Annotated in this window: 18 protein-coding genes and 1 tRNA gene; 8 read left to right on the top strand and 11 right to left on the bottom strand. The window is 65.9% G+C overall.

All coding sequences use genetic code 11. The features are described from left to right. Positions 1-68: 68 nt before the first annotated feature. Positions 69-3,641 (top strand): transcription-repair coupling factor, encoded by a 3,573-nt coding sequence (gene mfd, locus WC704_RS14475; protein ID WP_372891060.1) that lies wholly within the window; start codon positions 69-71, stop codon positions 3,639-3,641. Between the two features lie 96 nt (positions 3,642-3,737). On the opposite strand, the gene WC704_RS14470 is transcribed toward mfd, so the two are convergent. Further along, positions 3,738-4,202: a DUF4440 domain-containing protein gene (locus WC704_RS14470; protein ID WP_372891058.1), complete on the bottom strand. Its 465-nt coding sequence runs from the start codon at positions 4,200-4,202 to the stop codon at positions 3,738-3,740. Between the two features lie 15 nt (positions 4,203-4,217). Next, complete coding sequence (locus tag WC704_RS14465; RefSeq protein ID WP_372891056.1) at positions 4,218-6,200, bottom strand: putative bifunctional diguanylate cyclase/phosphodiesterase; 1,983 nt, start codon at positions 6,198-6,200, stop codon at positions 4,218-4,220. A gap of 99 nt (positions 6,201-6,299) precedes the next feature. Here WC704_RS14465 and moaA point away from each other — a divergent pair, with 99 nt between their 5' ends. Then, a complete protein-coding gene (moaA, locus tag WC704_RS14460; protein WP_372891054.1) occupies positions 6,300-7,295 on the top strand; it encodes a GTP 3',8-cyclase MoaA in 996 nt (331 codons plus the stop codon). Next, entirely contained in the window at positions 7,292-8,071 is a 780-nt protein-coding gene (locus tag WC704_RS14455; protein ID WP_372891052.1) for an NAD kinase, read from the top strand. Before moaA ends, WC704_RS14455 begins: the two co-directional genes overlap by 4 nt. Positions 8,072-8,128: 57 nt before the next feature. Here the strand turns inward: WC704_RS14455 and WC704_RS14450 are convergent. Then, positions 8,129-8,203, bottom strand: a tRNA-Asn gene (locus tag WC704_RS14450). Positions 8,204-8,538: 335 nt separating this feature from the next. Between WC704_RS14450 and WC704_RS14445 the strand changes: the two genes are divergently transcribed. Continuing rightward, positions 8,539-9,138, top strand: a complete 600-nt coding sequence (locus WC704_RS14445; RefSeq protein ID WP_372891050.1) for a hypothetical protein — start codon at positions 8,539-8,541, stop codon at positions 9,136-9,138. An 81-nt stretch (positions 9,139-9,219) separates the two neighbouring features. On the opposite strand, the gene secA is transcribed toward WC704_RS14445, so the two are convergent. Further along, complete coding sequence (gene secA / locus WC704_RS14440; protein WP_372891048.1) at positions 9,220-11,955, bottom strand: preprotein translocase subunit SecA; 2,736 nt, start codon at positions 11,953-11,955, stop codon at positions 9,220-9,222. A 101-nt stretch (positions 11,956-12,056) separates the two neighbouring features. Further along, positions 12,057-12,311: a hypothetical protein gene (locus WC704_RS14435; RefSeq protein WP_372891046.1), complete on the bottom strand. Its 255-nt coding sequence runs from the start codon at positions 12,309-12,311 to the stop codon at positions 12,057-12,059. A 196-nt stretch (positions 12,312-12,507) separates the two neighbouring features. Between WC704_RS14435 and WC704_RS14430 the strand changes: the two genes are divergently transcribed. The 4 genes from WC704_RS14430 (at position 12,508) to WC704_RS14415 (ending at position 16,461) form a co-directional block, all read left to right on the top strand. Next, positions 12,508-13,593, top strand: a complete 1,086-nt coding sequence (locus WC704_RS14430) for a PHB depolymerase family esterase (RefSeq protein WP_372891044.1) — start codon at positions 12,508-12,510, stop codon at positions 13,591-13,593. 43 nt (positions 13,594-13,636) lie between these two features. Continuing rightward, positions 13,637-14,857: a bifunctional glutamate N-acetyltransferase/amino-acid acetyltransferase ArgJ gene (gene argJ, locus WC704_RS14425; protein WP_372891042.1), complete on the top strand. Its 1,221-nt coding sequence runs from the start codon at positions 13,637-13,639 to the stop codon at positions 14,855-14,857. Between the two features lie 7 nt (positions 14,858-14,864). After that, on the top strand, positions 14,865-15,476 hold the full coding sequence (locus tag WC704_RS14420) for a glutathione S-transferase family protein (protein ID WP_372891040.1): 612 nt from the start codon (positions 14,865-14,867) through the stop codon (positions 15,474-15,476). A 400-nt stretch (positions 15,477-15,876) separates the two neighbouring features. Continuing rightward, complete coding sequence (locus WC704_RS14415; protein ID WP_372891038.1) at positions 15,877-16,461, top strand: histidine phosphatase family protein; 585 nt, start codon at positions 15,877-15,879, stop codon at positions 16,459-16,461. Positions 16,462-16,526: 65 nt separating this feature from the next. Here the strand turns inward: WC704_RS14415 and trxA are convergent, their stop codons facing one another. The 6 genes from trxA to tsaE all read right to left on the bottom strand — a co-directional run bounded on the left by trxA (position 16,527) and on the right by tsaE (position 25,652). Next, positions 16,527-16,850 carry a thioredoxin gene (gene trxA / locus WC704_RS14410; protein WP_010402847.1) on the bottom strand — a complete coding sequence of 108 codons (324 nt, stop codon included), beginning with the start codon at positions 16,848-16,850 and terminating at the stop codon, positions 16,527-16,529. A 64-nt stretch (positions 16,851-16,914) separates the two neighbouring features. After that, positions 16,915-20,361 carry a double-strand break repair helicase AddA gene (addA, locus tag WC704_RS14405; protein ID WP_372891035.1) on the bottom strand — a complete coding sequence of 1,149 codons (3,447 nt, stop codon included), beginning with the start codon at positions 20,359-20,361 and terminating at the stop codon, positions 16,915-16,917. A 189-nt stretch (positions 20,362-20,550) separates the two neighbouring features. Beyond that, a complete protein-coding gene (gene addB, locus WC704_RS14400; RefSeq protein ID WP_372891032.1) occupies positions 20,551-23,496 on the bottom strand; it encodes a double-strand break repair protein AddB in 2,946 nt (981 codons plus the stop codon). Then, a complete protein-coding gene (locus WC704_RS14395) occupies positions 23,489-24,253 on the bottom strand; it encodes a nucleotidyltransferase family protein (protein WP_372891030.1) in 765 nt (254 codons plus the stop codon). The genes addB and WC704_RS14395 overlap by 8 nt, the downstream gene beginning before the upstream one ends. After that, positions 24,250-25,215 (bottom strand): aminoglycoside phosphotransferase family protein, encoded by a 966-nt coding sequence (locus WC704_RS14390; RefSeq protein ID WP_372891294.1) that lies wholly within the window; start codon positions 25,213-25,215, stop codon positions 24,250-24,252. Before WC704_RS14390 ends, WC704_RS14395 begins: the two co-directional genes overlap by 4 nt. Next, entirely contained in the window at positions 25,212-25,652 is a 441-nt protein-coding gene (gene tsaE / locus WC704_RS14385) for a tRNA (adenosine(37)-N6)-threonylcarbamoyltransferase complex ATPase subunit type 1 TsaE (protein WP_372891028.1), read from the bottom strand. Before tsaE ends, WC704_RS14390 begins: the two co-directional genes overlap by 4 nt. Between the last annotated feature and the right edge of the window lie 28 nt (positions 25,653-25,680).

Genomic DNA, 25,680 nt, shown 5'->3' with positions numbered 1-25,680 from the left:
CGAGCGGTCGTCCTTGCTGCACCGTGGCCCCCGGCACAAGGCCGGGGTGACGGATTTCGAAAGTACCAATGCCCAACCTGTCGCACATCCTCACCGCCAAGAGCCCACTCACCCTTGCGGGTGTGCCCACCGGGTTCGAGCCGTGGCTGCTCGCCGATCTCGCGCGTGCCGCCAAGACGCGCGCGGTGTTCGTCGCGCCCGATGAAGCGGCGATGCGCGCGATCGCGGCGACCGCGCCGACTTTCGCGCCCGACCTCGAAGTGCTCACCTTCCCGGCGTGGGACTGCCTGCCCTATGACCGCGCCTCGCCGACCTTGCGCGTCATGGCCGAGCGCATGGCGACGCTCTACCGCCTGCAACAGCCGCCCAAGGGCCCGCAATTGCTGCTCACCACCGTCAATGCGGTGGCGCAGCGCACGCTGACGCCGTTCCGCATCCGCCAATTGGTCGCGCGGCTTGCGCCCAAGGAGCGGATCGGGCGCGACCGGCTGGCCGCGCTCTTGCAAGCCAATGGCTATGTCCGCGTCGAAACCGTTGCCGATGCGGGTGAATTTGCCGTGCGCGGCGGGTTGGTCGACCTCTTCCCGAGCGGCGAGGAACAGGCGCTGCGGCTCGATTTCTTCGGCGACGAAATCGAAAGCGTCCGCACCTTCGACCCTGCTGACCAGCGCACCACCGGGCGCGTCGAGGGTTTCGTGCTGCTCCCAGCCTCCGAAACGCTGATCGACGAGGACAGCGTCAAGCGTTTCCGCGCGCGCTATCGCGAACGTTTCGGCGCGACCGCGACCGGCGACCCGCTCTATCAGGCGATCAGCGACGGGCGGCGCTTGGCGGGGATGGAGCATTGGCTCCCGCTGTTCGAGGACAAGCTCGCGACGTTGTTCGATCATCTGGGCGACGGCGCGGTCATCCTGCGCGATGCCGGGTCGGTCGCCGCCGCCGAACAACGCTTCGAAGCGATCACCGATTATCACGCCAACCGCGTGAAGGCGCAGTCGAGCGACCCCGGCAGCTATCGCCCGCTGCCCGCCGCCAGCCTGTATCTGACCGCCAACGACTTTGCCGGGCGGCTGGACGAAGCCCCCGCGCACCGCATCACCGCCTTCCACGAACCGGAAAGCGCGAGCGTGATCGATTTCGGCGTGGACGGTCCGCGCGATTTCGGCGCCGAGCGCGCCAATGGCGCAAACGTCTATGAGGCGGTGGTCGAGCATCTGCGCGGGTTGGCGCGCGCGGGGCGGAAAGCGGTGCTGGCGAGCTATTCCAACGGCGCGCGCGAGCGACTGGCAGGGCTGCTAAAGGATCATGGCGCGACCAACCTGAAGCTGGTCGATACGTGGCAGGAGGCGCTCGGCGCGTCTGCTTTTGCTTCTCCCCTCCCTGGAAGGGAGGGGTCGGGGGTGGGGCGCTCTGAAACGGGCACCACCTTCCCTACGGGCCAACCCACCCCCAGCCCCTCCCTTTCAGGGAGGGGAGGACAAGGCGCGACGGTCGCCCTTATCATCCTCCCCCTCGACCACGGCTTCAACAGCCCCCAGGTCGCGCTCCTCACCGAGCAGGATATGCTCGGCGACCGGCTCGTGCGCCGCAACAAGCGCAAGAAATCGGCCGATGCCTTCCTTGCCGAGCTGGCGATGCTCACACCGGGCGACCTCGTCGTCCATGCCGATCACGGCATTGGCCGCTATGAGGGATTGACCTCGATCCCGGTGGGCCAGGCCCCGCACGATTGCGTCGCGTTGACTTATGCCGGCGGCGACAAATTGTTCGTGCCCGTCGAAAATCTCGAAGTGCTGAGCCGCTACGGCTCGGATAGCGAAGGCGCGAGCCTGGACCGGCTCGGCGGCGAGGCGTGGCAGCGTCGCAAATCCAAGATGAAGGAGCGCATCCGCGAAATTGCGGGCGAACTGATCGCAACCGCCGCGGAACGCGCGCTGCGCCCGGCCGAAACGATCGATCGCGACAGTAGCTACGCCGCGTTCGTGGACCGCTTCCCCTATGAAGAAACCGACGATCAGGATCGCGCGATCGAGGATGTGATGGGCGATCTCGGCAAGGGCACGCCGATGGACCGGCTCGTCGTCGGCGATGTCGGCTTCGGCAAGACCGAGGTGGCGCTGCGCGGTGCCTTCGCCGCCGCGATGGCGGGGCTGCAGGTCGCGGTGGTGTGCCCCACCACCCTGCTCGCGCGCCAGCATTTCAACAACTTCACTTCGCGTTTCGAGGGCTTTCCCTTGAACGTCGGCCGCCTCAGCCGCCTCGTGCCCGGTGCCGAGGCCAAGGCGACCAAGGAGGGCCTTGCCGATGGCACGATCGACGTGGTGGTCGGCACCCACGCGATCCTCGCCAAGGGCATCGAGTTCAAGCGTTTGGGGCTCGTCGTGGTCGATGAGGAGCAGCGCTTCGGCGTCACCCACAAGGAACGCCTGAAGGCACTCAAGAACGACGTCCATGTCCTGACGCTCACCGCAACGCCGATCCCGCGCACGCTGCAAATGGCGATGTCGGGTCTGCGCGAACTCTCGGTGATCCAGACCCCGCCGGTCGATCGCCTGGCGGTGCGCACCTATGTCATGCCGTGGGACCCGGTGGTGCTGCGCGAGGCGTTGCTGCGCGAACATTATCGCGGCGGCCAGAGCTTCTTCGTCACCCCCCGCATCGCCGATCTGCCCGATATCGAGGCGTTCATGCGCGATCATGTGCCCGAGGTCCGCTACGTCGTCGCGCACGGCCAGATGGCACCGACCGAAGTCGAAGAGCGGATGTCCGCATTCTACGACAAGAAGTTCGAGGTGCTGATTTCGACCACCATCGTCGAAAGCGGGCTGGATATCCCGAGCGCCAACACGATGATTATCCACCGCGCCGATCGCTTCGGCCTCGCCCAGCTCTATCAGCTTCGCGGGCGCGTCGGGCGCGCCAAGACACGCGCTTATGCCTATCTCACCACGCCCGAGAATCGTATTTTGAGCGAAACCGCCGAAAAGCGGCTCAAGGTGCTGAGCGACCTCGATACGCTGGGCGCGGGCTTCCAACTCGCCAGCCACGATCTCGACCAGCGTGGTGCTGGCAATCTGCTCGGCGACGAGCAGTCGGGCCATATCAAGGAGGTCGGCTACGAACTCTACCAGTCGATGCTGGAGGAGGCGATCATGGACGCCAAGGCCGGTGGGCAACGCCTGCGCCCCAAGGATTTCAGCCCGCAAATCACGATCGACGCGCCGATCCTCATCCCGGAGGATTATGTGCCCGATCTCGATCTGCGCATGGGCCTCTACCGCCGCCTCAACGATCTCGAAGACCAGAACCAGGTCGAGGCGTTCGCCGCCGAACTGATCGACCGTTTCGGAAAATTGCCCGATCCGACCGAAAACCTGATCCGCATCATCGAGATCAAGCTCAACGCCAAGAAGGCCGCCGTCGCCAAGATGGACGTGGGGCCCAAGGGTGCGCTTGTTACCTTCTTCGACGACACTCCGCCCAATGTGCCGGGTCTGCTCGCCTGGGTCGGCAAACTCGAGGGCGTGGCGCGGCTCAGGCCCGACAGCAAATTGGTGGTGTCGCGCGTGTGGGGCGATCCAAAGGCGCGGCTGCACGGCGCGCTGCAATTGTCGAAGGGGTTGGCCAAGGCGGCTGGGTAAGGAACGCCCGCCCTTCCCTCTTTCACGTCCCCGGCGGAGGCCGGGGAAGCGCAAACTCAGCGGAAATTCAGAGCAATCTTAGGAAAGCACCTCCGCTTAGGAGCTATGGTCGGCAATAATCCGCCACCCGCCCCGCTCCTTGCGGAACACCAGCGACGTCACCCCCGATTGCACGCGACCGTCGCCTCCGCGCAGGGTGTAGCGACCGATATACAGCGCGTGGGCGCGGTCGAGCATCCGGAAGTCGAGCGTGGCGAAGCTCAATGCGCCCCGCTTCGTGCCATCTCCGAAATCGTAGCGGGTGCGATAGCGTTCGGCCATCACCGCCTTGCCGCGCAAAACCCCCTCCTTGGTGACGAAGCTGGTATCCGGCGCGTCCGAATAGATGCGCATGAAGCGCGCCAGATCCCCGGCATTCCAACCGGCGGCGCTATCCGTCATCGCGGCCTCGACGCCGTTCTGCGCGGTGGTAACCACAATCGGCGCGGCAGATGCCACCGCTTGCGATGGGGCGGATGCAGGAACCACCGCGATCAGCCCAATGGCGACATACTTCCACATGCCCGACACTCCCCTTCAGCCGGTGACCAACGCCACCAACGCCGCCACCGATACCGCTTCCGAACAAAGGAAGCCCTGATAAATCTGGCATCCCTCCGCCGCGAGCGCCTCGAGTTGGGCTTCGTTCTCGACCCCTTCGGCAATTACCGTAAGCCCGAGCGAGCGCGCCATGTCGATCACCCCGCGCACCACGACACGGTCGCGCGGGGAGCCGGTAATATCCTGCGCCAGTTTCTTGTCGATCTTGAGATAATCGAGCGGCAGCGCCTTCAAATAGGCCAGGCTCGAATAGCCGGTTCCGAAATCGTCGATCGCGATCCGGCACCCCGCCCCGCGCAACACCGACAACAGGCTCGACGCGATGCCCAAATCCTCGATCAACCCGCTCTCGGTAATCTCCAGCGTCAGCCGCGCGCGCGGAAAACCGCTGCTATCGACCCGGTCGAGGAACAGATCGGCGAAACCCGGCCGGGCGATGTCCCCCGCCGTCAGATTGAGCGACAACCGCAAACCGCCAAGTGACGCCGGCCACGCGGCAGCCTGCGCCAGCACCAGCTTTTGAATATGGTCCGACAGCCCGATGTCGAGATCGGCACGCGCCGCCGCCGCGAACAACGTCTCCGCGCCGATGGTGCCAAGCGCGCGATGCTCCCACCGCGCGAGCGCCTCGACCCCGATGATCTCCCCGCTCGAGACCGAAACTTGCGGCTGGAACAATATCCCGATCTCGCCGCGGTCCATCGCCTGATTGAGCTCGACCGCAAGCCGGTCGATCGGGGCACCGTCGCCATCGGCATCGGCCACGCGCATCGTCGCGCTGTCCGACTCGCGCGCTTCCGCCAAAGCCTCGCTCGCGCGGCGCAGCAGCGTCGCGGCGGTGTCGCCCTCCTGCGCCTGGGCAAGGCCGATCCGGCACCCAAGCACGGCGATCGATTCACCGGTGACGAACGGTCGCGCCAATTCTCCGGCAATGCGCGCCAGCGCAAGATCGATCCGCAGGCGTGGCGCGCGCGCGGCAACCACGAAGGTCGAACCGCTCATCCGCGCAATCAACCCGTCACGACCGAGCATTTCGCGAACGACATCGTCAATCCGCTTCTGCGCGCTGCGCAACAACGCGTCTCCCGCCGCGCGACCATAGGCCGTGTTGACCATGTCGAAGCGATTGAGCGCGACCAGCATCGTGTGCAGTGGAATCTCGCTCGGGCTTTCAAGCTGTCGAGCAAGCCAACGCCGCGCGCTGCCCGCATCGCGCGCGCCGGCCAGTGCCTCGCGTAACTCGGCGGCGGGTTCGGGCGCGCTGCCGAGCGGCTCGACAACCGCGTCGATCCGCTGCCGATCCACATCCCATTGCAAGTGTTGGACGATACGGCCAATCCCCTCGGCATCATGGGCAAAAGCGGTGGCCGGGCGCGCGGGCGACATGCGTCGCAAGGCCGCCAGTGCCGCCGCGCGATCCCCTGGCTCAAGCCGCCGCAACACATCGCGAACGCCGGGTTCGCGATCCATTGCCAGCAGGGCCATCAAGCCCGGTGTCAGTACCAGTGCCTTGGCCGCCAGATCGTAGCGCCAGCCCAATGCCGTAAACACCGGCCCCGCCGCCCATTCGCGCGCCATGCGCTCGGCGTGACGGGCAGCGAACCGCAGCGCCTGCAAAAATTCCGCCTCGCTAAACGGGCTGGCGAGGAAATGGGTCGCGCCTGCTTCGAACAACGCCGAGATGGTCCCGACTTCGCCGCGCGACACCAGCACAAGCATCGCCCCGCCATTGGCCTCGACCGCGCCGCTGAGCATGGTGGTCGCACCGAGCCCATCCTCGGGCGCACCACGCGCGTCGATAACCGCGACGGCGGCCCCGCTCGACAGAAACCGTCGTTCGGCCCCGCCCGCGCGCCGCGCCGCCACCACCTGCCACCCCGCCCCGGCCGCGAGCGAGGCCAATTCGTCGCGCTGACGAAAGGACAGAATGAAAAGCGGGGCAGGATGCGCAGCGGTCATGGGCAGACCCTAATGAAGCACCGTTCATTAAAGAAGAGCGACCTTTACGTAATGCAATGCCCTTGTTCCCACAGCCATGAAGGCTTAGCTCCATAGCTGATGCTCGCCACCCCCGCCCTTATCGATCGCCACGGTCGTACGATCAGCTATTTGCGGATTTCGGTGACTGACCGCTGCGACCTGCGCTGCCGCTATTGCATGGCCGAGCAGATGACGTTTCTGCCCAAATCCGCCGTCCTCAGCCTCGAAGAAATCGCGGTGATCGCCGAACGGTTTATCGCGCGCGGTATCAGCAAGATCCGGCTTACCGGCGGGGAACCGCTGGTCAGGCGTGAGGTGACGGAATTGGTGAACCGGCTTGGTCGCCATGTTGGTGCCGGACTTGATGAATTGACGATGACGACCAACGGCAACGCCCTGGCGCAGCACGCTTCCGCGCTGGTGGCGGCGGGGATGCGGCGGATCAATGTCAGCCTCGACAGCCGCGATCCCGAAACCTTCCGCTACATTACCCGCCACGGTGACGTGGCGCGGGTCATTGGCGGGGTTCTCGCCGCGCGCGATGCGGGGTTGGCGATCAAGATCAACATGGTCGCGCTCAAAGGACTGAACGAACATGAAATTGCACCGATGCTCGATTGGTGCGTCGCGGAGCAACTCGACCTGACGCTGATCGAAACGATGCCGCTCGGCCAGATTGACGAAGACCGCGCCGATCGTTTCGTGCCGTTGACTGCGGTATTCGACGATCTTGCCACGCGCTTCGCATTGGTTCGCGATGTGCACCGCAGTGGCGGGCCAGCGCGCTATTGGCGGGTCGACGGGACCGGAACCAAGCTCGGGCTGATTTCACCGTTGACCGCGAATTTTTGCGATACGTGCAACCGCGTGCGGCTGACGACCGAGGGCATACTATACACGTGCCTGGGGCATGACGATCAGGTCGATCTCAAGGCGATCTTGCGTAGCGAGGGTGTCGGGGGGCTTGATGCTGCGCTCGACGCCGCGATGCGCACCAAACCCGCGCGTCACGAATTCAATATCGATGCAACCGCGCCCGCGGTCACGCGGCATATGAGCGTGACGGGCGGATGAGTTCGCTGCAACGCCGTGCGCTCGTCGCCTCGCCGACGCCCCAGGCGCAGGAAGCGGCGGCGGCCCTGGCGGATGCGCATGAGTGGGTTCGGCCCGAAGAGGCGGACGTGATCGTCGCGCTCGGCGGCGACGGTTTCATGCTCCAGACGCTCCATGCGATGCTCGAACGCCGCAAACCCGTCGTACCGGTGTTCGGCATGAACCTTGGCACCGTGGGTTTCCTGATGAACGAATGGCGACCGCACGGGCTTGATACCCGGTTGGAGCGGACCAAGCCGTTCAAGGTCGTTCCGCTCGCGATGACCGCAACGACCGTCGATGGTGAAACATTCGCCCTGCCCGCGATCAACGAGGTGTCGCTGCTGCGTGAGACGCGCCAGACCGCGAAACTGGAAGTGACGGTCAATGACCGGGTCGTGCTGCCCGAACTGGCCTGTGACGGCATCCTGGTGGCAACACCGGCGGGTTCTACCGCCTATAACCTGTCGGCGCAGGGCCCAATTTTACCGCTCGGCTCCAACATGCTGGCGCTGACCCCAATCAGTCCGTTCCGTCCGCGGCGCTGGCGTGGCGCGATCCTGCCTGACAAGACGCGAATCACGCTGCGCGTGCTCGAACCTGCCAAGCGCCCGGTCAGCGCGGTCGCCGACCAGCGCGAGATTCGCGATGTCGCTGTGGTGGAAATCGTGATCGACCGCACGCGTGAGCTGACCCTACTGTTCGATCCCGAACACGCCCTGGATGATCGCATCACGATGGAACAGTTCGTCTCCTGACGACCGACTGGCCCGCAGCAGAGCTGGCGTGGTTTCCCGAGCACCGATGCTGGAAAATGGCTCCCTGAGTAGGATTCGAACCTACGGCCGCTCGATTAACAGTCGAGAGCTCTACCGCTGAGCTATCAGGGAACACTGCGGAGGCGGGCCTATAGCAGCGAGATTCGCGGACGCGCAAGGCCCGTTTTCAGCTTTTATTGCAATGCGCCAAAACTGCCCGGCCAGCGTGGATATGGTGCCCCGCCCGCGACCACGGTGACACCGCCACGGAAGCTGTTTGTGAGCCCAATGGAGAGCCGCTCGCTCCATCGCGCGTCAGTGTCCATTCATCTGCAACGGTTTATACGATTCGCGACCAGCGCGGTCACCCGGAGCCTTGCCACGGGCGGATCGTTCTGCGCTTCATGGCCCTGGCTTTGTGGCCCGTCGGTGAGGTTCGCCGGTGGGCCGCGTCATTGGAGATCGACATGCCGCTACCTTCTTCTGCCCTACGCACATCTCTCGCGGTAGCGCTTGGCGCCGTGACCCTGCTGACGTCGGCGTGCGCGACCGAATCGACCTACCGCCCGGCGACGGGCCGTGGTTTTGAACGCTCGGGCTATAGCGACCGCCAAATCGAGGAAAACCGCTTCCAGGTCAGCTTCTCGGGCAATAGCTACACCTCGCGCGACACGGTCGAGAAATATCTGCTGTACCGCGCCGCCGAGCTGACGGTGCAGCGGGGCTATGACTATTTCATCTTCGCCGATCGTGATGTCGATCATCGCTCGCGCGTCTATTCGACGCCCAGCTTCAGTGGCGGTTATGGCTTTGGGGGCTATGGCTTCGGTGGCTATTGGGGCCCGAGCTGGCGCTATCGCGGTCGCGGCTTCGGCTGGCGCACCTGGGACCCGTTCTTCGGCGATCCCTTCTTCGACCGTGGCGTGGATATCGATACGATCGACAAATATGAGGCCAATGCCGAAATCATCGTCGGCAAGGGCCCCAAGCCCAAGGATAACATCAAGGCGTTCGACGCCCGCGAAGTGATCCACAATCTCGGGCCGAGCATCGTCACCCCCAAATAAGCACCCATGAAAAAGGCCCCCTTCCGATTACGGAAGGGGGCCTTTTTTTGTGCCTGCAATCAGCGCCGTGCGGCGGTCAGATCACACCGCGCCGTGGCAATGCTTGTACTTGCGCCCCGAACCGCATGGGCACGGTGCGTTGCGGCTGACCTTGCCCACCCATTCCGAAGGGTCTTGCCCAAAATCGCTGCCATCGGGCAGCGGGATCGAGAGCGGGGCCAGGCGCGTGGTGATATGCCCGCCGGTGCCGCCATCCTGGTCCATCGTGTCGTCCTCGCCCGTGAACGGGTCGAAATGCGAGGTGATGAAGTCGGGCAGCGTCGGCAGTTGCGGCGCCTCCTGGACCTGGAAATGCGCAAAGGCAAGCGTGCGGGTCACATCCTCGCGAATGTTGGCCAGCATCCGTTCGAACAGCGAAAATGCCTCCTGCTTATATTCGTTAATCGGCGTTTTCTGCGCATAGGCGCGCAAGTGGACAACCTGCCGCAACGCATCGAGCGTCGACAGATGTTCCTTCCAGTGATGGTCGAGATTTTGCAGCAGGATCGACTTCTCGACCCGCACCCAGGTTTCCGGATCGAGCGAGGCGGCCTTCTCGGCGATCATCTCGTCCGCCATCGCCTGTACGCGGCTCTCGATAATTTCCGGGTCGATCGCTTCCTCTTCCAGCCATGCCTCGATCTGCGGCTCGATGTTGAGCGTTTCGGCCAGCGCGGCCTTCATGCCGACGATATCCCATTGCTCGGGATAGGTGCCCGGGGGGCAGGCCCCGCCGACGATGGTGTTGACCGTTTCGGCGCGCATGTCAGCGACTACATCGCCCACCGTCTCGGCATCCATAATGTCGGCGCGCTGCTCGTAAATGACCTTGCGCTGGTCGTTCATCACGTCGTCATATTCGACGACCTGCTTGCGGATGTCGTAGTTGCGCGCTTCGACCTTCTTCTGCGCGGTCTCAATCGCCTTGGACAGCCACTTGCTGCCGATCGCCTCGCCATCGCCGATGTTGGAGCGCATCATTCGCGCGAACAGCGTGTCGGGTCCGAAAATGCGCAACAGATCGTCATCAAGGCTCAGATAGAAGCGGCTGAGCCCCGGATCGCCCTGGCGGCCCGAGCGGCCACGCAACTGGTTGTCGATGCGGCGGCTCTCATGCCGCTCGGTGCCGAGCACGAACAGCCCGCCCGCCGCCAGCACATTGGCCTTTTCATTCTCGATTTCGGCCTTGATCCGCTCGATCGCGGCATCGCGCTCGGGGCCTTCCTCGAGATCGGTCAGCTCGTCATTGACGCGAAATTCGAGATTGCCGCCAAGCTGAATATCGGTGCCGCGCCCGGCCATGTTGGTCGCGATGGTGACGGCGCTCTTGCGGCCCGCCTGCGCGACGATGTGCGCTTCCTGTTCGTGGAAGCGCGCGTTGAGCACCTTGTGCGCAACCCCTTCCTTGACCAGAAAATCGCTCAGCAGTTCCGACTTTTCGATCGAGACCGTGCCAACCAGTACCGGCTGGCCGAGATCGGCGTGATGCTTGATCTTCTTGGCGATCGCCGCGAACTTGTCGGCGGTGTCCTTGTAGAATTCGTCTTCCTCGTCGATCCGCTTGACCGGAACGTTGGTCGGGATCGTCACCACGTTCATCTTGTAGATGTCGTAAAATTCCGCCGCCTCGGTCGCCGCCGTGCCGGTCATGCCGGCGAGCTTTGGATACATGCGGAAATAATTCTGGAAGGTGATCGAGGCCATCGTCTGGTTCTCGGGCTCGATCTCGACGCCTTCCTTGGCCTCGACTGCCTGGTGCAGCCCGTCCGACCAGCGTCGGCCATCCATCATACGACCGGTAAATTCGTCGATGATGACGACCTTGCCATCCTTGACGATATAATCGGTGTCGGCCTTGAACATCACGTTCGCGCGCAACGCCTGGTTGAGATGGTGGACCACCTGGGTGTTTTCGAAATCGTAGAGGTTCGCGCCCTCCAGCAGCCCGGCGGCTTCGAGCATCCGCTCGACCTTTTCGGTGCCGTCCTCGGTCAGGATGATCGACTTCTGCTTCTCATCCTTCTCATAATCCTCGGTCGCCAATTGCCTCACAACCAGATCCACCGAGCGATACAGGTCGGACTTGTCGTCGGTTGGGCCGGAAATGATCAGCGGCGTGCGCGCTTCGTCGATCAGCACCGAATCGACCTCGTCGACGATCGCCATTGCGAATGGGCGCTGCACCATCGATTCGCGATCGTACTTCATGTTGTCGCGCAGATAATCGAAGCCGAACTCGTTATTGGTGCCGTAGGTGATGTCGGCGGCATAGGCTTCGCGGCGCTGTTCGTCGGAAAGGTTGGGTACGATCACGCCCACCGTCAGCCCCAGGAAATTATAGACCTGCGACATCCAGCCGGCGTCGCGCGCGGCGAGATAGTCGTTGACGGTGATGACATGCACGCCCTTTCCGGGCAGCGCGTTGAGATAGGTGGCGAGCGTCGCGACCAGCGTTTTGCCCTCACCCGTGCGCATCTCGGCGATTTCGCCGCGGTGAAGCACGATGCCGCCGATCATCTGCACATCGTAATGCCGTTGTCCGAGCGCGCGCTTGGCCGCTTCACGCACCGTGGCGAAGGCCTCGGGAAGCAGAGTGTCGAGCTTTTCACCCGCCGCCAGGCGTTCGCGGAACCGCGCGGTTTGGCCCGCCAAATCTTCGTCCGACATGGCCGAAATGGTGGGTTCGAAGCCGTTGATTTTGGCAACGATCGTGCCAAGCGATTTGACGTACCGGTCGTTGGACGACCCGAAAAGGGATTTGGCAATGCCGCCGAGCATGGAGAATTCCTGATAAGAAACGCATCCGCCGCAGAGCAAGCGGCGATGCTGAAGGTCGATGGAAAAACCGGTTCCGCACGCAAGCGGACCGCATCAGGACGCTATTCGCGACGGCGCCCTGCATAGAGCGGGCTGGCAGGCATCAGCGCGAAGGCAGCCAGATCCGGCGCGCGACACAGCGCCTTGAGCGCGGCTACCACATTGGCCGGCCGCAATATGCTGGAGCGAACCGGAGCGACTCGCGTCGCAGCCTGAACCACCGCCGCCGCCTGATGCAGTTGCGCCCCGGGCGCACGCGTACCGGTCGCCCCGGTCAGGGCGCCAAGCAGGGCGGAGAGGATCAGCAGCAGTTCCAAGGTCGCACGTCACCCGTCGGTGGAACCGAGGCGCTTAAGGCCAATTCCGCCGCGCGTCCAGCACCGCGCGGCAAAAGCCGAACGGTTGCAATATAGCGACGAGGCCCCATTTTATTGTGCAACGCAGCATAAACTGCGGTACACTCCCTCATGAAAGAAACCGCGTCCCGCAAGTCGGGCCGGATAGAGACGTCGTATGCCTGGTTTATCCGAAACGCTGTCCCGGCTTGCCGCTGCGCGCGCCAACGCCACCCAGATGCCGATTCCGGACTCGGACAGGCTGGCAGATATCGCGAATTTCGGCAGCGATCCCGGCAATTTGCGCGCGCGCCATTATATTCCGGCCGGGTTCAAGGCCGGGGCACCGCTGGTCGTGGTTTTGCACGGCTGTACGCAGAATGCGGCGGGATACGATCACGGCTCGGGCTGGTCCACGCTTGCAGACCGGCATGGCTTCGCGCTGCTTTACCCCGAACAGCGCCCGGCCAATAACCCCAACCGTTGTTTCAACTGGTTCGCCGCCGACGATATTGCGCGCGACCAGGGCGAGACGCTGTCGATCCGCCAGATGATCGCGCACATGATTGCCGATTATCACATCGATCCGACGCGCGTGTTCGTGAACGGGCTGTCGGCGGGCGGCGCAATGACAATGGTCATGCTCGCCACTTATCCCGAGCTGTTTGCCGGTGGCGCGGTGATCGCCGGGCTCCCTTATGGCACGGCCACATCGGTTGGCGCCGCCTTGCAACGGATGCGCGGCAGCGGCTTGCCGGAACAGGCAGCTCTCGCCCAATTGGCGCGGGACGCCGCGCCGACGCCGCTGCGATGGCCGCGTTTGTCGGTGTGGCACGGCACGACCGATCAGACCGTAGCCCCCGACAATATGGAGGCGATCGTCGCGCAATGGGCGGCGGTGCAGGGTATTTCCCTCGACGATGCGCAGCACGATCATGTGAACGGGCAGGAACGGCGTCGCTGGATCGGCCCGCGCGGTGCCGTACAGATCGAGGCTTATAGCATTGCCGGGCTTGGCCACGGCACGCCAATCGATCCGGTCGGCGAAGGTGCCTGCGGTGCGGCGATGCCCTTCATGTTGCCAGCCGGGATTTGCTCGACCCGCCACATCGCGGCTTCCTGGGGCATTGCCGATGGCGTGGGTCGCAACGTCGAGCCGCGCCGCGCACCGCCGCCGCCGCGCGTTGCCGCCCGCCCGACTGCCCATGTCAGCGTCGCGAAAACGATCAGCGATGCGCTGCGCGCCGCTGGGCTGATGCGTTGATTCTGCGGCTTGTCTCCCCCGTGCTGCCGGGTATGACGGCGGCATGACCCGTTCCCCGCTCGCCCGCCCCTTCCCCAATTTACCGGCAATTGCCGGGGTCACCCCGCATGTCGCCCGCGCGCAGTATAAGACGTGGGATCGCTGCGACCTGACCTTCATCACGCTCGATCCGGGTACAGTGGTCGCGGGTGTGCTGACGCAAAGCAAATGCCCCTCGCCCGAGGTCGAATGGTGCCGCGCCGCGCTTCCGCTCGGCCAGGCACGTGCGGTGGTGATCAATGCTGGCAACGCCAACGCCTTTACCGGCCAGCGCGGGCGCGCGGCGGTAGAAGCGATCGCCGCGCGCGCCGCCGGGCATCTGGGGTGCCAGCCCTCCGACATTTTTGTGGCCTCGACCGGGGTGATCGGCGTGCCGTTGCCGATCGACAAGGCCGAGGCCGGGCTCGACGCCGCCTTCGCCGCCACGCCCTGCACCTGGCAGGACGCCGCCAACACCATCGGCACCACCGACACCTTCGCCAAGGGCGCGATGACCACGGCGGTGGTCGATGGCCGCACCGTCACGCTCGTCGGCATCATCAAGGGATCGGGCATGATCGCGCCCGACATGGCGACGATGCTCGGCTTCCTGTTCACCGATGCCGCCGTCTCCCCCGCCTTCCTGCAACGCGCGCTCAGCGACGCCAACCGCGCCAGCTTCTCGTGCATCACCGTCGACAGCGACACCTCGACCAGCGACAGCGTGCTCGCCTTTGCGACTGGCAAAGCCGGCAACGCGCCGCTGACCAGCGATGAAGACGCCGGGGCCGACGCCTTCCGCGCCGCGCTCGCCGACCTCTGCCTGCAGCTCGCGCATCTGGTGGTGCGTGACGGCGAAGGCGCGTCCAAGTTCATCGAGATCGCCGTCACCGGTGCCGGGAGCGACGCCAGCGCACACACCGTCGCGCTCAGCATCGCCAACTCGCCCCTGGTCAAAACCGCCATCGCGGGCGAGGACGCCAATTGGGGCCGCGTGGTAATGGCGGTCGGCAAGGCCGGCGAACCCGCCGAGCGCGACTTGCTCAGCATCCGCTTCGGCGACACCCAGGTCGCCACCGGCGGCCTCGCCGTCACCGGCTATGACGAAGCCCCGGTCGCCGCGCACCTCAAGGGCCAGGACATTGAGATCGGCGTCGATCTCGGCCTCGGCGACGGCAAGGCCACGGTGTGGACCTGCGACCTCACCCACGGCTATATCTCGATCAACGCCGATTACCGGAGCTGACCACCCCATGCTCACCATCTGGGGTCGCCTCAATTCGCACAATGTGAAGAAGGTCGCGTGGTTCGCGGAGGAACTGGCGCTCCCTTATGTCCGCCACGATGTCGGCGGCCAGTTCGGCATGGGCGACGCCTATCTCGCGCTCAACCCGAATGCGCTGGTCCCCACGATCGAAGACGACGGCTTCGTCCTGTGGGAATCGAACGCAATCCTGCGCTATCTGGCGGCGCGCCATGGCGGCAAACGCTGGTGGCCCGAAGATCCGGTGCAGCGCGCGCAGGCCGATCGCTGGATGGACTGGCAATTCGAATATGGCGACGCGCAGCGCGGGGCCTTTCTCCACCTCATCCGCCGCCCGCTGGCGGAACGCGACCCCGCCGTGATCGCGGCGTCAGCGGCAGCCTGTGCCGCAAAGATGCAGATCCTCGACCACGCACTGGCGCAGACGCCATGGCTGTCGGGTACGGACTTTGGCATAGGCGATATCCCGATGGGCACCTACGCCCATAGCTGGTTCATTCTCGATATCGCGCGCCCATCGGTGCCGCATGTCGAGGCATGGTATGCCCGGCTGACCGAACGCCCGGGCTATGCCGCGCAGGTGATGATCCCGCTGACCTGATCCCGCGCGCGGGAGCGCTGTAGGTCTCGGAAAATCACAGTCCCGCGCCGCCGCAGGCCAACCCACCCCCAACCCCTCCCTTTCAGGGAGGGGAGACGCGGCCATTCCCTTCTACCTCCCCTCCCTGAAAGGGAGGGGCTGGGGGTAGGTCGCTCTCCGTATCGTGAAACAGCACGGCAACGCGGACCAAAAAGTCCCTCTCCCCTCGGGAGAGGGAGGGAGCGGCAAAGCCGCGGAAGGGTGAGGGCGAACCGACGGATAATGCCCATTACCCACACCCTTCCCTCTCCCGCTGGGAAAGAGAATCCGGTCGTGAATGCATCTACGCAAAGCCCCTCTAGCGGCCGAACCGAGGCCTCTGTAAATCAGCCAAAACCAGACATTTTAGGGCTCCTCACCTGTGCCATCGGAATACGAGATCTATTTGGTTCGACACGGTGAAACCGAGTGGAACGTCGCTGGCCGCTTCCAAGGCCATCTCGATTCTCGCCTGACCGAAAGGGGGCTAGCGCAGGCAGAGGGATACGGCAGGCAACTTGCCACACTCGAGGCCAAGATCGACGTGTTGGTGGCCAGCCCGTTGGGCCGCGTCCGCGAAACGACCTCCATTATTAGATCTTTTGGGAGATTTCCTGAAACAGAGTGGGAGCCTCGAATTGCCGAGGTTTCGGTCGGCTCCTGGGATGGGCTCACACACGTCGACATAGATGCTCAGTGGCCAAGCCGGTTGGACGGAACAACTCCCTTCGACTGGTTCTTCCGATCACCTGACGGCGAGAGTTACGATTCCGCGCTGGCACGCGTGACTGAATGGATGGATAGCTTGGACGGTAACGTACTTGCAGTTTCCCATGGACTGATAGGACGCCTTATTCGAGGCGTGTATCTCAATCTGAGCAGGGAGGAGACTCTCGCCTTACCCGTTCCGCAAGACGTAATATGGCGATTAGCCAAAGGGCGAGTAGAGCCGATCTACGTTCGCTGAACGCGCGCCCCCATGCCGCGCAGAAGATGAGCCCGCTCACCCCCGCGCGGCACAACCCGGCAATCTCAGCCCAGCGCACCCTCCAGCCAAGCCTTCAACCGCCCCTTGGGCTCGGCGCCAACCTTGGTTGCGGCGGGCACGCCGTCCTTGAACAGGATCATCGTCGGAATGCCGCGCACGCCATATTTGCCCGGCGCATCGGGGTTTTCGTCGATGTTGAGCTTGGCGATGGTAACCTGCTCGCCCAGTTCTTCCGAAATTTCCTCGAGGCTCGGCCCGATCATCTTGCACGGGCCGCACCATTCTGCCCAGAAATCGACCAGCACAGGGCCGGAGGCATTGGTGACGTCGGCGGCCCAGCTTGCGTCGGTGATTTTCTTGGTAGCCATTCTATTTCTCCTGATGTTGCAGCGAAGGTAGGATGTCGCGCCCGTCCACTCAAGCCGGTGCGTGCTAGCTTTGCTCCGCGCCGGCAAAGCCCGGCTTGTGCGCATCCAGCAGCGATGGCGGCAACCGGTGCAGCACCGGGGCGCTGGTGTAGAGCAACGCCGCCTCGATCAGCCGTCCGGGGAAGATCACCGCCAGTGCCGCGACATAGGCCGCCATCTGGCGCAGGTGATAAGGCGGAATGGCGTCGGGCGTGGCGGGCACGCTGCGCCCGGTCTTGAAATCGACCACGCGCACCAGATCAGGCGAGACCAGCAGCCGGTCGACCGTACCCGACACCACAAAGCCATCGGGCAGCACCGCTGCGATGGGTGCCTCCGCCAGCGCCTCCGGCCCGAACAGATCGGCAAAACCGGGATCATTCAGCACCGCCAGCACCGGTGCGGCAATCTCCGCGCACGTGGCCGGGTCGGCCACCGCCCCGGCGGTTGCCAGCCAGCGCGCGGCTGCCTCTGCCCGCGCCTCGGGCGCGACTGTCGGCAAGCGTTCGAACAGCGCGTGGATCAGCCGCCCGCGCTCCGCCGCCGCGCGCATCGCCGGGGTCGGCGGCGCGTCGGCGACCGCATCATCGCCGAGCGACGATGGCGCGAGCGGGCGCGGCGGGCGCGCTTCGACCGGGGCCGCGCGGCGCGCCCAGTCGGGCACGGGTTCGGCGGCCACCGCCGCCCGTGCCGCGCGGCGGTCTGGCGCGACCGGCTTTTGCGGCACGCGCCCGGCGAAGCTGCGCTCCTCGTGCTCCGGCACGTCCAGCGTGGCCATCGCGCGCGCGGCGGCGGCATACCAGCTTTGCGCGGGAGCCTCGCCCTGCGCGCGTGGGCCAACCGACCCGGCGATCACCAGCCGCTCCTCGGCGCGCGTCGCCGCGACGTAAAACAGCCGCCAATGCTCTTCCAGGTCGCGCGCGGCGGTTTCCTCGACCAGCGCGGCCAGCGGTCCCGTCGCCTCGCCCTTGCGCGGGCGGATCACCGGCAGTTCCGCCGCCATCTCGCCCGCGCGCCATTTGAGTGTCGAACGTGGCGCGCGCGTCGGATCGACGGCGGCATCGGCGAGGATCACCAGCGGTGCCTGCAAGCCCTTCGCACCGTGCGCGGTCATCACTCGCACCGCATCGAGCGGGGCGGAGGGATCGCGCTTGATCTCCACTTCGCCCCGATCGAACCAGTCGAGGAAGCGCTGCAAGGATGGCGTTCCGAGCGCTTCGAAATCGAGCGCTGCGCTCAGCAATTCCTCGATCGGGTCGCGCGCCTCCTGCCCCAGCCGCCGCACGAGGTTGCGCCGCCCGCCGAGCGGCCCCGACAGCAACTCTTCCAGAAATTGATAGGGCGTGGCGATGTCGGCGCGGTCGAGCATCGCGAACAGCGGCGCGATCTCCGCGCGCGGTTCGGCGCGGGCAATGTGCCGCCACAGGCTGACCGCGCGCTTGGGCGCGGCGTGCATCAGCCGCTCCTGGCTCCAGCCGATCAGCGGCGACACCAGCAGCGACGCCAGCGACAAATCGTCATCGGGCTGCAGCACGAAGCGGATCGCGGCGAGCAGATCCTGCACCGACAGCGGTGCATTCAGCCGCAAGCGATCGACCCCCGCCACCGGAACGCCTTCGGCATAGAGCCGCGCGACGATCAGCGAGGCCAGCTCGCCGCGCCGCTTGACCAGGATCATAATGTCCTCGGGCCGCAGCCTGCGCCCCTTGCTCTCGAGCATCAGCGTGCCGATCCAGCCCTTGATCGTCCGCGCGATCCGGCGAGCGAGTTCGCGGGTGGAATCGGAAATCCAGCTTTCCTCATCCTCCTCGCTGCCGCCCGCCACCACCAGCGGCCACAAAGTCACGGTGCCGGGCCCCGGTACTTCGCTGGCATGGATTTCGCGGTCGGCGATCACGCCAAGCCCCGGCTCGGGCAAAGCCTCGATCGCGGCGTCGACAAATTCGAGCACCGGGCGTGTCGAGCGGAACGATTGTGTCAGCGACAGCCGGTGCCACGGGCGCGCCCGCATCGTGCCGGTTTGGCGACGTTGTTCCTCATCCGCCGCCCACGCCTCGCGCGCGAGCGTGCCGAAGCGGTGTTCGGCGGCGGCGAAAAATTTGGGGTCGGTGCCCTGGAAGCCGAAGATCGCCTGCTTGAAATCGCCGACGGTGAACAACGTGCGGACGCGCTCGCCATGCGATCCTTCGCCCACGAAAAACTCCTCCACCAGCGCGCGGATGATCGCCCATTGGTCGGGGTTGGTGTCCTGCGCCTCGTCGATCAGCACATGTTCGGTCGCCTGATCGAGCTTGTAGCGCACCCATTCACCCATGCCCGGCTGGCCGAGCAACGCGATCGTCGCGCGGATGAGATCGTCGAAATCGACCGCGCCCAGCCGCCGCTTCGCCTGATCGTACGCTGCGGCATACTCCCGCCCGACCGCCAGCGCCGCCGCGAGCAAATCGGCATAGGCCGCGCGCTCGCGCAGGCCCAACAGATGCGCGCACGCCTCCCCCACCTCGATCGCCAGATCGGCATAATCGGGGTCGGTAGCGAGCAGCTTGGCCGAATATTTGCGCGGCTCGCGCTTGGCGGTGAAGGGTACACCGATCAGGTCCCCCAGCATCCGCGCGCGCATCTCGGGCGTCGCTTCGATCCAGCATTCGGCGATATCGGCATGGTTGCCGCCCGTCGCCGTGCCCCACGCCCGGTTCGCCGCCGCCAGCCGCGCGACCGCATCCACGTCGAACGCACTGTCGCCGCAAGCATAGGCGATCTCCGCCTCGATCTCGCCCACCGGCAGATCGAGCGCGCGGCGGATGAACGGGCCGACGCCCGCGCCCATCGGCAGTTCCGCCATCGCGGCGGGTGCCCGCGCGCACGCCAGCAGGAAGCGCTCGGCCTCGCCCTCGCCCAAGCGCAGGCTCAGCGCGCCAACAGTAGTGACGGTGGCATCGCGCCCTTCGGCCTCCGCCGTGACCAGCATTTCGGCCAGCGCATCGCGCGCCATTACCGCTTCTTCGCGCGCCTCGATCGGGCGGAAGCCCGGCACCAGCCCAGCCTCGACCGGGCAGGCGGCGAGCAGGCTCTGACAGAAGCCGTGGATCGTTTGAATGCGGATGCCGCCCCCCGGCGCATCGAGCACCTTGGCGAACAGCGTGCGCGCACGGGCGCGGAGTTGCGGCGAAGGGTCCTCGCCGAGCGCCACCAGATCGGCCACCAGATCGGGCTCGGGCATCCGCACCCACGCCGCCAGCCGCTCGCCGATCCGCCCCGCCATTTCCGCCGCGCCTGCCTTGGTAAAGGTCAGGCACAAGATCGCGCCGGGATCGACGCCACGCAGCAGCAAGCGATAGACGCGCGCGGTCAGCACCTGTGTCTTGCCCGTCCCGGCGGAGGCGGACAGCCAGACATGCCCGCCCGGATCGCTGGCGCGCGCCTGCGCGTCCTTCAGAACCGGGAGCGGTCGGCGGGTGTGGGATTCGGTCATGCGTTTCCTCCCCTCCCTGGAAGGGAGGGGATCGAGGGGTGGGTTGCTCGCAGGAGGAGCGTCGCGCCAGCCACGGGCCTACCCACCCCCAGCCCAGCGCCGGGTCGGTCAGGCTCCCAGCCTGACCTGAACAGCGCGGGGCGCTGTTCACCCGGCGCTCTTACAGGGAGGGGAGCAACAGGAGATGCCTCACTCACGGCCATACCATTCGTCCCGGCGCATCAACTGGTCATATTCGGCATAAGGCGCATAGTCCGGGTGCAGCTTCGCCTCGAACGCGCGCGCGCCGGTTAACCAGTCGGCCACGGCATCGCTGAAATGCCGCGCGGCGAGCGTAGTGAAATCTTCGGGCACGACCTTGTCGCCCTTGCCCTCGGCATCCACGGGCGAGGTGACATAGCCGAACGCATCGCCCTTTTTCGACAGCGACCAATATTCGAAGCCGCGCGCCTTGCCCGCAATCCCGGCATAGCCGCCGCGCTCGGCGATCAGCCCGAGCAACCCCAATTGCAGGCTGAACCCCTCACGCACCGCCGCCGGTGAGGGCGGCTTGCCGGTCTTGTAGTCGATCACCGCCAGCGCCCCATCGGGCAACCTATCGATCCGGTCGAATTTCCCCGTCAGCGTCACCCCCGCAATCGCGATCTCGCCCGATTGCTCGACCGCCAGCACGGTGCGCCCCGCGTCGATGTTCCTGCCCATCTGCGCGACGATCCAGTCGATCGCCTCCATCAGGCGTGGTCGCCACAGCGCGCGCTGCATCGGATGCACGCCGTCGAACCTCGCGCGCGCGCGGTCGTGCAGTTTGTCGAGCGCACAGGCATCTTCGCGCGCCCAGCGTTCGAGGATGTCATGCACCGCCGTGCCGCGCCACGCTGCGCTGGGATCGGCATCGACCGGGTCGAGCTGCGTTAGGCCAAGGATGCGCTTGGCGTAGAACGCATAAGGATCGGCCTTCAGGCGATCGACATCGGTCACGGCAATCGCCTTGGGGCGGCGTTCGGCGGGCGGCTCGGGCATCGGCTTGGCAGCGGGCAGATGCTCGCCCGGATCGTCGAGCGCGCGCGCCCAGCCTTCCAGCGCGGTCGCCCGCTCGAAACGGTCGCCCGCCAGCGCCTGCAAGCGCAGCCAGAAGCGCGAGGCGATCGCCGGTTGCGTACCGCCGCGTCGCGCCCGCGTCATCAGCGCAGCGGGCGCGCCGAGCGCCTGCGCCAGATCATGCGCCGCCATGCCGACACCACGGTCGAGCCCTGGTAACCCCAATTCGATGCGGATGCGCGGTGCCAGCCACGGGTCGGGAGCGGGCAAGCCGGGCCAGGTTCCTTCATTCAGCCCGCCCAGGATCATGACGTCAGCCGTCTGCAAACGCGCCTCGATCAGGCCGTAAATGGCCAGGCGCGGATGCCCGCCCTGCGGCGGCCGCACCGCGACTTCGTCCATCAACGTCTTGAGCAACGGGCCAAGGCTGGCCGGGTCAATCACCGCCGGACCATGCGCGGCATGGTCCTCGGCCTCACGCAGCAGCTCTGCCGCCGCGCGCCCGGCGGGGCCCGCCCACAAGGCATCGCCACACAAGGCCTGCGCTGCCTCGCGCAAGGCGCCCAGCAATTCGGCAATCGGTCGTGCGCCGCCATCGAACACGCGTTCGATCGGTTCGAGCAGCGCCCGCGCCTCGGGCCACCACGCCGCCGCCTCACCGCGCCGCGCGGTGCGCAGATGCAGGTCGATCCCCGCCAGACCCGCCGCCGGACGGGGCCCGCGCAACACACGATCCAGCGCCCGCACGCCATCGAGCCAGTCGCGCCGCGCATCACCAAAGCGCACCAGCGGATGCTTGAGCAAGGTCAACAACGCGAGCGGCGCAAAGCGCTGCGTCGCCGCCTCGGCCAGCGCGGTCAACAGCGTCCCCGACGGCAGGATCGACAGCGGACGCCCCGCCGAATCGTCGATCGCGATCCCCCAGCGCGCGCAATGCGCCGCCACCCGCCGGGCCAGGCTACGATCGGGCGTGATTAGCGCGCCAGTGCGCCCTGGCGTTTCCGCCACCTCGCGCAAGGCAAGCGCAATCGCTTGTGCCTCCTCCCCCGGCGTCGCCAGTTCAGCCGCCGCAATACCGCCCAGTCGGCGCTGCTCAGGGCCGAGCGTGGTCCATTTCGCGGTAAACTCCGCCGAAGCCAGCGCATTGGCGACCGCCTTGCCGCGCGCGACCGTGGCGTCATGGTCGCTGCCGTCGCGCCATTGCCGCACTTCGCCGCGGTTGACGCTCATCCGTTCGAGCAACAGCTTCAGATGGAATTGCGGGTGCGTCTCGATCGAGCGGCGCGTGAGCCCGGTCACTGGATCGGGCGCGTGCGGCCCGAGCGGCTGCCATTCGATCTCGTCCATCGCGGTCGCGAGATCGGCCAGCACCACCATCCCGCGCGGGCTGTCCGCTACGCAGCGCAGCAGCCGCGCGACGGCGGGGGCACTATCGGTGATGCCGGCTGCGCAGACGAAACCGGCGGGCGGAGTGCGATCCCAGCGCTCCGCCAGCCGCTGCAACAACACCCCGCGCCGTTCGGCGGCGTCGATCCGCCCGATCCGCTGCAATTCGGCGGGCCAGCGGTCGAGCACCACCGCGAACAGATCGAGCGCGCGTTGCCAATGCGCCGACATCGCCTCGCTCAGCTCAATCTCGCGCAACCGGCGCGGGGCGATTTCCTCGACCAGCAATTGATCGAGCGTGCGCGCCAATTCACCCGCCAGCCGCACCGCCTCCGCCGCGTCGATCGCTTGGCCCGCGCGCGCGCGTTCCTCGGACACCAGCCGCGCGAGCATCATCCGCCGCTGCAGCGGCGCGACCGCAGGCGGGACCGGCACCGGATCATCCGCCGGGTCGAGCGCCGCGCCCACCGCTTCGTCGAGCGCGGGATCGCCGAGCGCGACCATCCGCGGCAACAACAGGCCACCTGCGCTCGCGCGTACAAAGGCATCGGTCAGCGCGCGTTTGGCGCGATTGTTGGGCAGCAGCACCAGCCCGCGCGCAAGCCCGAGATCATCGCCGCCAAATTGCCGGATCAACCCGGCGGCCAAGGCATCAGAAAAGGCGCGATGCGCCGGAATGGTGAAGAGCGTGGGGCCCTTCGCCTCAACCATCGGCCAGCATCGCCTCCGTCAGCGGGATTGCCGCCGGCGTACCGACATCGAACCACAACCCCTGATGGACCAGGCCATAAGCCCGGCCCGCCGCGATCGCGCGTTGCCAGAACACCATCGTCGAGAACGGCCCCTCTGGCCAATCCGCGATCACGCGCGGTGACAGGATTTGCACGCCGGTATAGACGAACGGCGCAAGCCGCCCGGGTAACCGCCGCCCGAGAATACGGCCATCGGCGGCAAGCCGGAAGTCCCCCAACCCGCGATGATGATTGGCCCGCGCCAGCGGCACCATTAGCAGCAGCGCATCCATCGTCGCCTCGTCCCAGCGCGCCGCCAGCATCTTGATGGCATCGGACGGGCCATCGACCCACAGATTGTCACTGTTGACGACCAGGAAGGGCGCGTCGCCAATCAAATCGCGCGCCTGCACCAGGCCGCCGCCGGTTTCCATCAATTGGCCACGCTCGTCGGACACGGCGATATCGATCCCGGTAACCCGGTTTTGCAGATGCGCCTCCAGCGCGTCGGCAAGATAATGGACGTTGACCACCGCGCGTTCGACCCCGCTCGCGCGGAGCCGGTCGAAAACGTGATCGATCAGCGGTTTGCCCGCCACTTCGACCAGCGGCTTCGGTCGTGTCGCGGTCAGCGGACGCATTCGCTTGCCGAGCCCCGCCGCCATCACCATCGCGGTCTTGGGCACCATGCCGCCCGGCTCGGGCCGGATATTGAGGGTGCGCTTCGGCGTCATCATGCTGCCAATACCATTGGATCGCCGCGCAATTCGGCGGGGATCGTCGCGTCGAACCACGCCTTGACCGGGGCAAGTTCCGGATACGCCAGATCCCGGTTCAGATATCGCCATACGCGCGGGCACAAGGCGGCATACCGCGTCTTGCCGTCGCGCTGCCACAGCCGCGTGAAGATACCGATGATCTTGGCGTTCCGTTGCGTACCCAGCACATGATAGGCGACATCAAACGCATCGCCCGCGCCGGTCGCCGCCTTGTAGCGCGCGAGCATGGCCGTCTCCACGCGCTCGTCCACGTCGCGCCGTGCATCCTGCAGCAGCGATACGAGATCATAAGCGGGATGGCCCGCAAGCGCATCCTGGAAATCCAGCAACCCCAACGTATCGTCGCCGATCAACATCAGGTTTTCCGCGTGATAGTCCCGCAAAACCGTAACCACCGGCCCGGTAAACGCATGGTCGAACACCGCATTCCATGCGGCATCATAAGCGGCTTGATCGGCCTCAATCCCAAGCGCGGGGCAATACCATTCGGTCAGCAAATCCGCCTCGCGATGCAGCACCGCGCGATCATAAGAGGGGACCACCGCCGGCTCTTCCCGATGCAGGCGAACGAGCACATCAATCGCCGCTTCATAAAGCGCAAGCTCGCGCGACGCATCGTTATCGACGGTTTCGCGCATCCGAATGTCGCCGAAATCCTCGATCAGCACCAGGCCAAGGTCGAGGTCAATCCCGTGGATCGCCGGTGCCGCAAAACCGCGTTCGCCCAGCCAGCGCGCGATCTCGATAAACGGTCGCGGGTCCTCATGCGGCGGCGGCGCGTCCATCAGGATCGCACTACGCCCATCCTTCACCGCGCGGAAATAGCGCCGGAACGAGGCATCGCCCGCAACCGGCAAAATTGCCGCATCGGCCCACCCGTTTGCGGCCAGGAACGCGGCGGCCGCCGCCGGGGGTATCATATCTGCTGCCATCGATCCTTCCAGCCAGCGGGCACGTCGGCTGTCAAGCGGCGGGTGCCATCGGGCAGCATCTCCAATGTGAGCGCAAGCGCCTCCGGCCACCAGCCGGGCGCGCGTTCCGGCCATTCGACGAGCAGCACCGAATCGCCCGCGGCCTCGTCCAGCCCCAGTTCGCCAATCTCGTCAGGGCTCTCGATCCGGTACAAATCGACATGCTGCACGGGCAGGCGCACCTCAGGCGGGGCATAAGGCTGCACGATCGCAAAGCTGGGGCTCGGGGCTTCACCCTCCAGCCCCAACGCAGCGAGCAGCCCGCGCGCGATGCTGGTCTTGCCCGCCCCAAGCGGACCCGACAAGGTCACCACATCGCCCGGGACGACCAAATCGGCCAGGCGCACGCCAAAGCCCTCACTCGCTTCGGGATTCGAAAGAATCATCTCAACATCCCGTCAGCCGCACACCGAG

Source organism: Sphingomonas sp. (genome assembly GCF_041661885.1).
In the GTDB taxonomy this organism is placed as follows: Bacteria; Pseudomonadota; Alphaproteobacteria; order Sphingomonadales; family Sphingomonadaceae; genus Sphingomonas.
The sequence above is the reverse complement of the archived record's forward strand: the minus strand, read 5'-3'. Positions and strand labels throughout refer to the sequence as shown.